The organism is Pseudomonas sp. Con_6 (genome assembly GCF_059379395.1).
This window is the reverse complement of the sequence record NZ_CM182011.1, coordinates 2,173,968-2,187,199: the sequence shown is the minus strand read 5'-3', so window position 1 is coordinate 2,187,199 and position 13,232 is coordinate 2,173,968. Positions and strand designations below refer to the sequence as shown.

Genomic DNA, 13,232 nt, shown 5'->3' with positions numbered 1-13,232 from the left:
GAAATGGGGCCGCTCTGCGGCCCCTGTTGTATCAGCCGTCCAGTTCCGCCCAACGCTCCACCAACACATCCAGCTCGGCCTGCATCTTCTCCAGGTCAGCCAGCACCTTGCTGGTATGCGCGATCGGCTTCTGGTAGAAGCCCGCATCGGAGATTTCCTGCTGCACCGCAGCCATCTTCTCTTCCAGCGCCTCGATCTGCCCCGGCAGGGCTTCCAGCTCGCGCTGCAGCTTGTAGCTGAGCTTCTTCTTCGTGTCCGGCACGACGGCAACCGCTGCAGCCACAGGCTCGGCCGCCGGCGCAGTCACCACCGCGCTGTTCAGCTCGGACTTGCCCGACTTGCTCTCGCTGACCCCCAGCAGGCGTGGCGAACCGCCCTGGCGGATCCAGTCCTGGTAGCCACCGACGTACTCACGCACCTTGCCCTCGCCTTCGAACACCAGGGTGCTGGTCACCACGTTGTCGAGGAAGGCCCGGTCGTGGCTGACCATCAGCACGGTGCCCTTGTAGCCAGACAGTACTTCTTCCAGCAGTTCCAGGGTTTCCACGTCGAGGTCGTTGGTCGGTTCGTCGAGCACCAGCAGGTTGGCCGGTTTGCTGAACAGCTTGGCCAGCAGCAACCGCGCGCGCTCGCCCCCGGACAGCGCCTTGACCGGCGTGCGCGCACGTTGCGGGCTGAACAGGAAGTCGCCGAGGTAGCTCAGCACGTGGCGACTCTGACCGTCGATCTCGATGAAGTCGCGACCCTCGGCGACATTGTCGATCACGGTCTTTTCCAACTCCAGCTGGTTGCGCAACTGGTCGAAATAGGCCACTTCCAGGCGGGTGCCGACCTCGACCTTGCCGCTGGTCGGCTGCAGGTCGCCCAGCATCAGCTTGAGCAGGGTGGTCTTGCCGGTACCGTTGGCGCCGAGCAGGCCGATGCGATCCTCGCGCTGCAGGACCATGGAGAAATCCTTGACCAGGTTCGGCCCGCCCGGGTGGGCGAAGCTGATGTTCTCGAGGACCATCACCTGCTTGCCGGACTTTTCCGCCGACTCGATCTGGATGTTCGCCTTGCCCTGGCGCTCGCGACGCTCGCTGCGCTCCACGCGCAGGGCCTTGAGGGCACGCACGCGGCCTTCGTTACGGGTACGCCGGGCCTTGATGCCCTGGCGGATCCACACTTCTTCCTGGGCCAGGCGCTTGTCGAACAGCGCGTTGGCGGTTTCTTCCGCCGCCAGTTCCGCTTCCTTGTGCACCAGGAAGCTGGCGTAGTCACCGTTCCAGTCGATCAGGCCGCCGCGGTCCAGTTCGAGGATGCGGGTCGCCAGGTTCTGCAGGAAGGAGCGGTCGTGGGTGATGAACAGGACCGCGCCATTGAAGCTGCTCAGGGCGTCTTCCAGCCAGGCGATGGCACCGATGTCCAGGTGGTTGGTCGGTTCGTCGAGCAGCAGCAGGTCCGGCTCGGACACCAGCGCCTGGGCCAGCAGCACGCGGCGGCGCCAGCCACCGGAGAGCTCGGCGAGGGTCTTGTCGGCTGGCAGTTGCAGGCGGCTCAGGGTGCTGTCCACCAGTTGCTGCAGACGCCAGCCATCACGGGCCTCGAGGTCGTGCTGGACATGCATGAGCTTTTCCAGATCGGCATCGCTGTGGATGTTCTGGCTCAGGTGGTGGTACTCGGCAAGCAGCTTGCCGACGCCTTGCAGGCCCTCGGCGACAACATCGAACACGGTACGGTCGTCGGCCACAGGCAGTTCCTGCGGCAGCTCGCCGATCTTCAGGCCAGGGGCACGCCAGATTTCGCCGTCGTCGGGCTTCTGGTCACCCTTGACCAGGCGTAGCATGCTCGACTTGCCGGTGCCGTTACGGCCAATGATGCAGACCCGCTCACCACGGGCGATCTGCCAGGACACCTTGTCCAACAGGGGCATGGCGCCAAAGGCGAGGCAGACATCGCTGAATTTGAGCAGGCTCATGATCTTCTCCAGAAAGCGGGCGCGCATTCTACCCGACTTGGCCGGAGGACACAGCCCGCCTGCCATCCGCCAGACGGCGCGGTATTACGCCTGGATACAAGCACAATGCTTTCATCGGCTGCGGGCAAACGGCTAAGCTTAGGTTCGTGAACCCACAGTGCTGGCGACGCCGCCACTCGTTTTGGTCAACTGTCTGGAAGTCTCATGCGCCGCCTGCTCAACCTCGTTTCCTGCCTGCTGCTCTCGGCCTCCGTGGCCGGTATCGCGCAGGCCGCCGATCTCGCCCAACAACGCCAGATGTACGACGAAGCCAAGCGCGCCCTGGCCAAGGGCGACAAGGGCCCGTACCAGCGCTACGCCACAGCCTTGCAGGACTACCCGCTGGAGCCCTACCTCGCCTACGACGAGCTGACCGCGCGCCTGAAGACCGCGAGCAACGCCGAGATCGAAGCCTTCCTGGCCAAGAACGGCGACCTGCCCCAGGCCAACTGGATGAAGCTGCGCTGGTTACGCTGGCTGGCCGAGCGCGGCGACTGGCAGCCCTTCGTCAAATACTACGATCCCAAGCTGAATTTCACTGAGCTGGACTGCCTCAATGGCCAGTACCAGTTGAGCCACAACCTGCGCGCCGAAGGTTATGCCACCGCCGACAAGCTGTGGTCGGTGGGCAAGTCGCAACCGGCGGCCTGTGATGCACTGTTCGACCGATGGGCCGCGGAAGGCCAACTGACGGAACAGAAGCGCTGGCTGCGCACCAAGCTGGCGGCCCAGGCACGTAACTACGCGCTGGCCAGCAGCCTGGTGAAGACGCTGCCGACCCTCGGCAACGAAGGCCGCCTGCTGGTAGACGTTGCACAAAAACCTGAGTTGCTCAACCAGCCCTCGCGCTTCACCCCGGTCAACGAGGCCATGTCGGACGTGGTCAGCCTCGGCCTGCGCCGCCTGGCGCGCCAGGACCCGGACCGGGCCATGGCCCTGCTCGATGACTACGCCAACCGCATGCACTTCTCGGTCGACGAGAAGGTCGCTATCGCCCGCGAGATCGGCCTGACCCTGGCCCGTCGGTACGACCCGCGGGCACTGGACCTGATGACCCGCTACGACCCGCAACTGCGCGACAACACGGTCAGCGAATGGCGCATGCGCCTGCTCCTGCGCCTGGGTCGCTGGGAAGAGGCATATGAGCTGAGCAAGCGCCTGCCCCAGGACCTCGCCACCACCAACCGCTGGCGCTACTGGCAGGCCCGCAGCCTGGAGCTGGCGCAACCGCAGAACCCGCAGATCCCGCTGCTGTACAAGACCGTCGCCCGCGAACGCGATTTCTACGGATTCCTCGCCGCCGACCGTGCACAGACCCCGTACCAGTTGAACAACAAGCCGCTCGTGATCAGCCAGCAACTGATGAACAAGGTGCGCAATACGCCTGGCGTGCGCCGCGCCCTGGAGTTCCATGCCCGCGGGCAGATCGTCGACGGCCGCCGCGAGTGGTACCACGTCAGCCGTCACTTCAATCGCGACGAGATGGTCGCCCAGGCACGCATCGCCTACGACCTGCGCTGGTATTTCCCGGCCATCCGCACCATCAGCCAGGCGCAGTACTGGGATGACCTGGACATCCGCTTCCCGATGGCTCACCGCGATACCCTGGTGCGCGAAGCCAAGGTGCGTGGCCTGCATTCGAGCTGGGTGTTCGCCATTACCCGCCAGGAAAGCGCCTTCATGGACGATGCCCGCTCCAGCGTCGGTGCCAGCGGACTGATGCAACTGATGCCTGGGACAGCCAAGGAAACCGCACGCAAGTTCAGCATCCCGCTGGCCTCGCCGAGCCAAGTGCTGGATCCGGACAAGAACATCCAGCTCGGCGCTGCTTACCTGAGCCAGGTACACGGGCAGTTCAACGGTAACCGGGTGCTGGCCTCGGCGGCGTACAACGCAGGTCCCGGGCGAGTGCGGCAGTGGCTGCGCGGGGCGGACCACCTGAGTTTCGATGTCTGGGTCGAATCGATCCCGTTCGACGAAACCCGCCAATATGTACAGAACGTGCTGTCGTATGCGGTGATCTACGGGCAGAAGCTAAATTCACCGCAACCGCTGGTGGATTGGCATGAGCGGTATTTCGACGATCAGTAACCAAAAAGCTCCAAAGCACGACGCGGACCCGCTCCCACAGGGGCCGCGTCGTTTCTGCTGGGTGTTTACTCCAGCACCTCCACAGGCATCCCCACCTCCAGCACACTCTCCCCATCCGCCACCAGGTTCTGTCCGAACATCGCCTCCCCTTCCTTCTGCCGATAGTTCATCAGCGTCGCGAACGGCTCGCGGTCCGGGCTGCGCTCGCCGGTGGCCGGATCGATAGTCGTGAGGATACAACGCCCACATGGCTTGACCACGCGGAAGGTCTGCTGGCCTATGCGGACACGCTTCCAGCCATCCTCGGCGAACGCCTCGGCACCTTCGATCACCAGGTTGGGCCGAAAACGCATCATCTCCATCGGCCGTCCGACCTTCTGCGCCAGGTCATCCAGCGACGCCTGGCCGATCAGCAGCAGCGGGAAGCCATCGGCAAACGCCACCCGGTCGCTGTTTTCGCCATAACCCGAGGGCAAGTAGCGGGTCCGCGCCTGCGGCACATGCACCAAGCGCACCTCACGGCCCATGAAGCTGCTCAGCCACTGCGCCGCGGCATCGCCGGCGTCCGGCACACGCAGGGTGTCGCGCCAGATGGTCACGCCGCGCAGCGCATCATCAGGGTCGGGAACGGGGGCATGGAAAGCCGGCAGGCCGGGAGCATTGAGCGACAGGCCACCATCCTCGGCATACAACGCCGAAAGCTGGCTCATCTGCGGGAAGGCACGCTGGGTGAGAAAGCGGTTGTTGCCGGCATCCACCAGCATCCAGCGGCGGTCACCCTCCAGCCCCAGGAGGCCCGACGGCGAGCGTTGCAAGGCTTCGCCCTGCGCCGACTTGAGCGGGTAACGATAAAGCGCACTCAGACGCATACGACAGGCTCCCTGGCAAAAGAGAGCAGCTTACACCCGTTGCCCGGCAAACGCTGCCGGGTCAACGGGCCCCATGTCAGGCGGTGGCTTCGTCCAGTTCCAGACGCTGGCGCACCACGTCCACCAAGCGGTCTGGCTGGAACTTGGAGAGGAAGTTGTCGCAGCCAACCTTCTTCACCATCGACTCGTTGAAACTACCCGACAGCGAGGTGTGCAACACCACGTAAAGACCGCGCAGGCGGGCATCGCTACGAATCTCGGTGGTCAGGCGATAGCCATCCATCTCCGGCATCTCGGCGTCGGTGAAGACCATCAGCAGCTTCTCGCAGACATCCACCCCGGAATCCGCCCAGCCCTTGAGCATGCGCAGCGCCTTCAGGCCGTCGCTGGCCACGTGCAGCTTGACCCCCAGTTGCGACAGGGTCTCGCGCAGTTGCGCCAAGGCCACGGTGGAATCGTCCACCAGCAGCACTTCGCGGCCCTGGGCACGGCGCAGGATCGGGTCCTCAAGCTTGTCGCGGGAAACTTTCGCGTTGTAGGGAACGATTTCCGCCAGCACCTTCTCAACATCGATGATCTCAACCAACTGTTCATCGACCTTGCTGATGGCGGTCAGGTAGTGCTGGCGGCCAGCGCTGGTTGGCGGCGGCATGATGGCTTCCCAGTTCATGTTGACGATGCGGTCGACGCCGCCCACCAGGAACGCCTGCACCGAACGGTTGTACTCGGTGACGATGATGGTACTGTTCGGCCCCGGTTCCAGCGGACGCATGCCGATCGCCTGGGACAGGTCGATCACCGGCAGGGTCTGCCCACGCAGGTTGACCACGCCGCAGACGAAGCTGTGGCGTTGTGGCATCAGGGTCAGCTTAGGCAGTTGCAGGACCTCCTGCACCTTGAAAACGTTGATCGCGAACAACTGGCGACCTGCCAGGCGGAACATGAGGATTTCCAGGCGGTTTTCGCCCACCAGCTGCGTTCTTTGGTCTACCGTGTCGAGAATGCCAGCCATTGAATCCCCCAGGCTTGTTGCAAAAGGTAAAAAGCATTGGCCTTATATCGGCCACGTATGGCACAGCTTGACCCCTGCAAGAAAAAGCTGTTCGGGGCATTGATGTCACTTTAGCATCATGCTTTACTGGACTCATCACCTTTCCTCACCCTACCCCGCAACGGGGTGTCACCCGAAAAACCCATCAGGGAAACCCTTATCAACAATCGGGTTGGACCTGATATTCGTGATATCCGTTAGCCATTAATGTGACGCCATTCTCAATGCATGAATGGAGTCAGGCCTGTGTTCGCAATTACCAAGCTGTGGCCAGCCTCCGTTCCTGACCGTTCGTCCGCTAGCGTCCGCGCTTTGCGCGCGTCTTCGCTGGGAGCGGCCCGATGCTGAACGATTCGCCGGATATGAGCGCCCTACAGGATTTTCTGGGTGATGCCCAGTCGTTGTTGAACCGGGCACAGGAGTGCCTGCAACATTTTCAATTGATCGGCGAGGATGCCGATGCCAGTGATTGCCTGATCCGTACCCTCGGCACCCTTAGGGACAAGGCGCGGGATCAGGAACTGGCGCAAGTCGCTGATTTCTGCGCGCAGTTGTGCGCTCTGCTCGACCCTGTCGAACGTCGCAACCGCCTCCATGGCCCCGCCCTCGGCATCATCGAAGCCTGCCTGTGCTTGCTGGCCTGGCAAATAGAGTTGGTTGACCCCTGCGACGGCACGCTGAACCTGGACGTCGCAGAGCAACAGGAACTGCTCGACAGCCTGGATACAGCCTTGCAGGCAGCCACGCAGCGCTGCAGCCAGCCGGTCTGAATGCACTCGCACAGTCCGGCCAGGCCCTCTGGCACAGGGCTCGGGCAAGCGATCGTATACAACCAAAGTCCAACTAAGCCCTACCGGAATACATATCTGGCATACATATCGCAGTGTTTTCCAGGACACACTAAGCGGCAACTAAGCAGCCTCTTTCCACACAACTCCACCAATACGGAAACAGTACATGCGCCTTTTCAATGAAAGTTCGAGTTCGCCAACACTAGTGGCAAAGTGCTAGAATCCGCACCAGTCGGAACGTCCGTACCACCCCATAAAACCTGACTCAGCAGCCCACCGACAGACCCGACGACCAATTGGGCCTGAAGTGATACCATGCGCCGCCCGAGCCGATTGCCGACTGTTGCCAATGCTGGAACATGGCGCTTTCAGCGCACTGAAAAAGTGCCTGGCCGCACGTTGCAACATGATGATAAAAGTTGTTGAAGGCCGTCCGTAAAAGCCTTTCAATCAACCCCGGACCGGCTTTGAAAAGTGATCTTTCAGTGGCTTCATTTCCTGTGTATTCAAGCCTCAAGACTTTCACGCGCTGCCCGCGCGGCATGGCCCTGCTGCATCGGGTCACGCTGCTCTCATGCCTGGCGTCGCTGGCAGCGGGGCTGGTCTGCTACCTGGGTGCCCGTCCCCTGCCCGTAATCGTGGTGCTGTTGCAGGGACTGACCCTGCTCGGCCTGCTATGGTTGGCGCGGCGGCGCAAGGACAACATCCTGATGACACCACAAGAGCTGGCAGATCGCCTGCTCAAGGTCCAGGAAGGCGAGCGCCAGCGCCTCAGCCGCGAACTGCACGACGACATCGGCCAGTTGCTGACCGCTGCCAAGCTTCAGGCGGAGTGGCTGCAACGGCGCCTGCCGGAAACCCTGCAGGAACAATGCACCACCTTGCGCAGCACCCTCGACGACACCCTGTCCAACGTGCGCAACCTCGCCACCAGCCTTGCTCCGCGCCAGCTCCACAGCCTGGGCCTGGAGGCCAGCCTGCGCGCGCATCTGCTGCGCACCCTGGAAAATACCGAGGTGCGCTGGAGCCTGGAGTGCAAGAGCCGCCTGGAAGGTATCCCGGAAGACATGGCCATGGCCGCCTTCCGTATCACGCAGGAAGCGGTGACCAACGTCCTGCGCCACGCCCGGGCGCACAACCTGATCGTGCGTTTCCAGCGCCAGCCCGAGGGCCTGGCGCTGTCGATCAGCGACGACGGCCAAGGCTTCCTGCCCTCCCCCAAACCTGGCGAGGAAGGCCAGTGCGGCATGGCCGGCATGGCCGAGCGTGCGCACCTGCTCAACGGCAGCCTCACGGTCCACAGCGAACCCGGCAAGGGCACGCGGATCGATGCGCTCTTCCCCTGGCCACCCCGCACGCGCGAGCGCGCCAACTCAAGTAAGACTTCATGACCTGTAAATTGCTGCTGGTTGACGACCACTCCCTGATCCGCGCCGGTGTTCGCGCTCTGGTTTCCGATATTCCCGGCTACAACGTGGTGGGCGAGGCCTGCGATGGCAGCCAGCTGGTCCAGTTGGTCAACGACCTGGACCCGGACATCGTCCTGCTCGACCTGTCGATGCGCTCCATGGGCGGGCTCGAGGCACTGAGCCAGTTGCAAGCCGAGGGCAGCCGCTGCAAGGTGCTGATCCTGTCGATGCACACTGACCCGCAACTGATCATGCAGGCCCTGGAAAGCGGCGCCCACGGCTACCTGCTCAAGGACACCACCGCCACCGAGCTGGAGCAGGCCCTGGCCGCGCTGCGCAACGACGAGCGCTACCTGAGTCCGGCGATCGCCCACGCGGTGATCAACCAGGCGCTGCTGCGCGGGCACAAGCCGGAGCCTGTGGAAAAGTACAACCTCACTGCGCGCCAGCTGGAGATCCTGCGCCTGATCGTGCGCGGCAAGTCCACCCGCGAGATCGCCAATGGCCTCGGCCTCAGCGTCAAGACCGTGGAAACCCACCGCTCGCAGATCATGAAGCGCCTGCAGATCTACGACGTGGCCGGCCTGGTGCTGTTCGCCGTGCGCGAGCAGATCATCAGCCTCGACGACTGAGCAGCGGCGACTGTGCCGGCAGGTGCAGGCGCAGTGCCCCGGGCAACACGCGAAAACGCAGGCTGTCACCTTGCAGCGGCTCGCCATCGAGGTTGATGTCCAGGCCCTGCGACCCCTTGATCTCCACCCATGGCAGACGCGCGCGGATAAACATGCTGTCCAGGCCAAGGCCACCGGCGAGCAGGTCGCGCAGGGTGCCGACTACCTCCTGCGGCGCCGGCAGGATGCTGATGTCCAGCAGCCCGTCGTCGACCACCGCCTCCGGGCACAGCACATGCCCGCCGCCGGCCTGGCGACCATTGCCGATGCCCAGGGCCAGCAACTCGCCCTCCCACTGGAAATCCGGCCCCCGCAAGCTGACCGATGCCGCGCTGAGCTCACTGAAGCGGGACAACCCGGTAAACAGGTAGGCGGCGGCACCCAGCACCTTCTTCAGGTCTTCCGAGGTCTGCGCGGTGACCTGGCTGCCGAAGCCGCCGGTCCCCATGTTGAGAAACACCTGGCCATCCACCTCACCCAGATCGACCGGACACGCCTCGCTCTCCAGCAAGGCCAGGGCCGCCGCCGGCTCCAGAGGGATATCCGCAGCGCGGGCGAAGTCATTGGCAGTGCCCAGCGGCAGCAGGACCAGGCTGGCATCAGTCTCGGCAGCAGCCATGGCATGCACCACGTCGCGCAGGGTGCCGTCACCGCCACCGGCGATCAGCTGTGGATAACCGGCCGCCAGCGCCTCCTGCACCAGACGCTCGGCATCGCCGCCCTCCCAGGTCAGGCGAACATCCAGTTGCCAACCGCACTCGCGCAGACCTTGCACAGCGTTGCGCACCTCTTCGTTCATCGCCTGCTTGCCATGCAGGATCAGCAGCGCTTTGCGTTCGCCCATCGTGACTCCCCTCGCGAATTTTCGATTCCCCATCTCGACCACAGCCGATAGGGAGTTGCTGCATACCTCGCAAGTAAAGTTGGGCAATCTTACGAATGACATGGAAAGATCGCCCAAGCCCGGCCATGCTTCGACAAATAATTGGCAAAACCAGAGCAGGAAAACATCGAAGTCAACTTCTTGACAAGCTTGCGACATGACCCTGGGGAGGGAAGGACGCTCGCGTCCGCTGCATCGACCGGTACGACTGCGCCCGGGCGCCAGCCAGGACGCCTTGTTTTTCCACCACCAACGCCCCACGGCAAGCGAGGAAGTGTCATGCGCGTACTCTGGACACTGCCCTATCTCCCCTGGCCCACCACCAGTGGCAGCAAGACCCGTCAGTTCCACCTGTTGCGCGGCATGGCGCAGCGGGGTCATCGAATCACCCTGCTGACCCAGTCCAAGGTTCCCCTTTGCGACGCCGCGCGACAGGCCCTGGCACCGCTGGTGGAGCGCCTGATCGTGCTACCGCGGCGCGCCGTGCACAGCCCGCTGAACATGCTCGCGGCAGTGTCCGCCGGCTATCCGATGCGGACCTGCATCAACGGCCTGGCGCCACACCTGCGCCATCACTTCGAGAACCTGCTCCAGGAGCAGTGGGACGTGATCCAGATCGAGCACAGCTATAGCTTCCAGCCCTTCGAACAGGCGCTGCAGGCCAGCGGCCGCCCCTTTATCGTCAGCGAACATCGCGTCGAATGGTCCCGGGGTGCTGCCTGCCAGGACCGCCTGCCGTTGTGGTTGCGACCGTTCAACAGCTTCGACGGCTGGCGCTACCGGCGCTGGGAAACCCGGGTGCTGAAGCAAGCCAGCGAGGTGGTGGCAGTCAGCCCCTGCGACGCCGAGGAGATCAGCCAACTCACCGGGCGGCCTACCCAGGTGGTGGTCAACGGGGTGGACTGCGACCACTACGCGCACATCGACTTCGCCCCGCGCAGCCAGCGCCTGCTGTTCGTCGCCAATTTCGAGTACCGGGCCAACCAGGAAGCGCTCGCCTGGGCGCTGGAGGAAATCCTGCCGCAGGTCTGGCAGCACAACCCGGCGGTGCGCCTGGCCATCGTCGGGCATGGCTTGCCGGCGCACTGGAAGCTGCACTGGAACGATCCGCGGGTGGAATGGGTGGGCTACCTGCCGGACTTGCGCGAGTTGCAACGGCTGTCGGCGCTGTTCTTCGCGCCGTTGCGTCATGGCGGTGGGTGCAAGGTGAAGCTGCTCGAAGCGATGGCGGCCGGGTTGCCGGTGGTGACCACGCAGCAAGGGGTTTCAGGCTTGCAGGTGCGGCATGGCGAGCATTATCTGGGTGGGGATGGGGCGGATGATCTGGCGTTGACCATTACCCGACTTTTGAGTCAGCCGCAGCGTATGCAGCAGCTGGCGGTGGCCGGACGGACGTTCGTGCGCGAGCGGCATGACTGGAGCGTGGCGGCGGCGCAGTTGGAGGGGGTGCATCAACGGTTGGCCAGCCAGCCCTTGATGATAGGAGATCTGGCGGGCGGGATGATGCCATTTTCCTGAGTTGCCCGTCAGGGCCTCATCGCGGGCAACGCCCGCTCCCACAGGGTCTGCGGTGCATGCAACCATTGTGGGAGCGGGCGTTGCCCGCGATGACTAGCCGAGCAACTCGCTCAGGGGAATGAACTGCACGATATCCCCCTGCATCGGCGTACTTCCCTCCAGCACCTCGACCAACCCTTGCGCCCAGGCCGCGCTGCGCAGTACCCCGGAACTCTGGTTGCGGTAGATCAGCGCCCTGCCCTGCTCCATTCGCGCCCGCAGGTATTCGCGGCGGTTGCCCGCCTTCGGCCAGTCGAAGCCGGCCGGTACGGCGAACTGCGGCGGCTTGACCTCCTGCACACCCTGACGGCGCAACAGGTATGGCCGGGTCAGCAACCCAAAGGTCACCAAAGTCGAGGCCGGATTGCCCGGCAGGCCGATCACCGGCACGCCGTTGTACTCACCCACGGTCAGCGGCTTGCCTGGCTTGATCGCCAGCTTCCACAAGGCCAGCTCGCCCTGTTCACGCAGGGCGATGCCGAGGTAGTCCGCCTCGCCCACGGACACGCCGCCGGTGGACAGGATCAGGTCGACATCACCCAGGCGCCCCAGGCTCTGCCGAGTCAGCTCCAGGTCGTCCGGGAGGATCCCGGCGTCCACCACCTCGCAGCCCAGGCGTTGCAACCAGCTGCACAGCAGTCGGCGGTTGCTGTTGTAGATCTGGCCCGGCCCCAGGGGCAGGCCCGGCTCCACCAGTTCATCGCCGGTGGACAACACGGCTACCCGCACCCGACGTACCACCTGGACCCTGGCGTAGCCCAGGGTCGCGGCAAGTCCTAGCTCAATCGGGCCGAGTCGGGTACCCGCGACCAATACCAGCTCGCCGGCCCGGGTTTCCTGGCCTTGCGGGCGGATGTTCTGGTCGACCTGCAGCGCCTCGGTGAAGCGCACGCGCTGGTCGTCCAGCACCTCGGCGTTTTCCTGCATCTCGACGCAATCGGCCCCCGCCGGCACAGGCGCACCAGTAAAGATCCGCGCGCAAGTACCCGGCTGCAGGGGTTCGGGAGACTGGCCGGCGAAAATGCGCTGGCTGACCACCAGCGGCTCCCCTGTCCAGTCGGCGACGCGCAGGGCGTATCCGTCCATGGCGCTGTTCGGCCACGGCGGCAGGTCAAGGGTGGCATGCAGGTCACGAGCGAGCACGCGGCCGTCGGCATCGGCCAGGGTGACCTCTTCGAATTCGCTGATCGGCGCCGCCTCGGCCAGCGCCAGCAGGCGCTCCAGCGCCGCCTCGACCGGCAGCAGCGGCTTGGCCGCCGACGCCTCAGCCACGGCTTTCGCAGGGCGCGGCCTGCTTCAGGTGCGGGACGAAGTTGCACGGGCGGTGACGGTTGTCCAACTGCTCGCCAAGGATACCGTCCCAGCCGGTGCGCACCGCGTTGGTAGAACCCGGCAGGCAAACCACCAGGGTACCGTTGGCCAGGCCGGCCAGGGCGCGGGACTGCACGGTGGAAGTGCCAATATCGGCAATGGAGATCTGCCGGAACAGCTCGCCGAACCCGTCCACTTGCTTGTCCAGCAGGCAGGCTACCGCTTCCGGGGTGCTGTCGCGCCCGGTGAAACCGGTGCCGCCGGTGATCAGCACTACCTGGACCACGTCCTCGGCGATCCAGGTCGCGACCTGGGCGCGGATCTTGTACAGGTCGTCCTTGAGCAACACCCGTGCGGCGAGGTTGTGGCCGGCTTCGCTGAGGCGGTCGACGAAGACCTGGCCGGAGGTATCGGTTTCCAGGGTGCGGGTGTCACTGACCGTGAGCACGGCGATATTGAGCGGCACGAAAGGCGCATCTGCCTTGGCTTTCATGGCATGGGGTCCGTTGAACGAAGGGAATGCCCGGTGTTATATCACAGGGAACCGCTGCCCCGCGCGGCGAACCCGGAGAGGCATTGAGCCGAGTCAATATGGCAAACAGG

At 64.2% G+C, this 13,232-nt stretch carries 11 protein-coding genes; 5 read left to right on the top strand and 6 right to left on the bottom strand.

The genetic code is table 11. The annotated features are described in order from the left end of the window. Positions 1-31: 31 nt before the first annotated feature. Positions 32-1,957 (bottom strand): ATP-binding cassette domain-containing protein, encoded by a 1,926-nt coding sequence (locus tag AC5QPF_RS09835; RefSeq protein ID WP_494963026.1) that lies wholly within the window; start codon positions 1,955-1,957, stop codon positions 32-34. A gap of 204 nt (positions 1,958-2,161) precedes the next feature. Between AC5QPF_RS09835 and AC5QPF_RS09830 the strand changes: the two genes are divergently transcribed. Further along, positions 2,162-4,087 (top strand): transglycosylase SLT domain-containing protein, encoded by a 1,926-nt coding sequence (locus AC5QPF_RS09830; protein ID WP_494963025.1) that lies wholly within the window; start codon positions 2,162-2,164, stop codon positions 4,085-4,087. Positions 4,088-4,152: 65 nt separating this feature from the next. Here the strand turns inward: AC5QPF_RS09830 and AC5QPF_RS09825 are convergent, their stop codons facing one another. Both AC5QPF_RS09825 and AC5QPF_RS09820 read right to left on the bottom strand, forming a co-directional pair. After that, positions 4,153-4,956, bottom strand: coding sequence for an MOSC N-terminal beta barrel domain-containing protein (locus AC5QPF_RS09825; protein WP_494963024.1), 804 nt, complete (start codon positions 4,954-4,956; stop codon positions 4,153-4,155). A gap of 76 nt (positions 4,957-5,032) precedes the next feature. Then, positions 5,033-5,968: a chemotaxis protein CheW gene (locus tag AC5QPF_RS09820; protein WP_494963023.1), complete on the bottom strand. Its 936-nt coding sequence runs from the start codon at positions 5,966-5,968 to the stop codon at positions 5,033-5,035. A 401-nt stretch (positions 5,969-6,369) separates the two neighbouring features. On the opposite strand from AC5QPF_RS09820, the gene AC5QPF_RS09815 reads away from it, so the two are divergent. The 3 genes from AC5QPF_RS09815 (at position 6,370) to AC5QPF_RS09805 (ending at position 8,839) form a co-directional block, all read left to right on the top strand. Next, entirely contained in the window at positions 6,370-6,777 is a 408-nt protein-coding gene (locus AC5QPF_RS09815) for a histidine kinase (RefSeq protein WP_494963022.1), read from the top strand. Positions 6,778-7,298: 521 nt separating this feature from the next. After that, positions 7,299-8,189, top strand: a complete 891-nt coding sequence (locus AC5QPF_RS09810; RefSeq protein WP_494964151.1) for a histidine kinase — start codon at positions 7,299-7,301, stop codon at positions 8,187-8,189. Then, positions 8,186-8,839, top strand: coding sequence for a response regulator (locus AC5QPF_RS09805; RefSeq protein WP_494963021.1), 654 nt, complete (start codon positions 8,186-8,188; stop codon positions 8,837-8,839). Before AC5QPF_RS09810 ends, AC5QPF_RS09805 begins: the two co-directional genes overlap by 4 nt. On the opposite strand, the gene yegS is transcribed toward AC5QPF_RS09805, so the two are convergent. After that, positions 8,823-9,722 (bottom strand): lipid kinase YegS, encoded by a 900-nt coding sequence (yegS, locus tag AC5QPF_RS09800; protein ID WP_494963020.1) that lies wholly within the window; start codon positions 9,720-9,722, stop codon positions 8,823-8,825. The genes AC5QPF_RS09805 and yegS overlap by 17 nt on opposite strands. 318 nt (positions 9,723-10,040) lie before the next feature. Here yegS and AC5QPF_RS09795 point away from each other — a divergent pair, with 318 nt between their 5' ends. Beyond that, entirely contained in the window at positions 10,041-11,279 is a 1,239-nt protein-coding gene (locus AC5QPF_RS09795) for a glycosyltransferase (RefSeq protein ID WP_494963019.1), read from the top strand. A gap of 93 nt (positions 11,280-11,372) precedes the next feature. On the opposite strand, the gene AC5QPF_RS09790 is transcribed toward AC5QPF_RS09795, so the two are convergent. Both AC5QPF_RS09790 and moaB read right to left on the bottom strand, forming a co-directional pair. After that, positions 11,373-12,590: a molybdenum cofactor synthesis domain-containing protein gene (locus AC5QPF_RS09790; protein WP_494963018.1), complete on the bottom strand. Its 1,218-nt coding sequence runs from the start codon at positions 12,588-12,590 to the stop codon at positions 11,373-11,375. Further along, positions 12,583-13,122, bottom strand: a complete 540-nt coding sequence (gene moaB / locus AC5QPF_RS09785; protein WP_494963017.1) for a molybdenum cofactor biosynthesis protein B — start codon at positions 13,120-13,122, stop codon at positions 12,583-12,585. Before moaB ends, AC5QPF_RS09790 begins: the two co-directional genes overlap by 8 nt. Positions 13,123-13,232 lie beyond the last annotated feature (110 nt).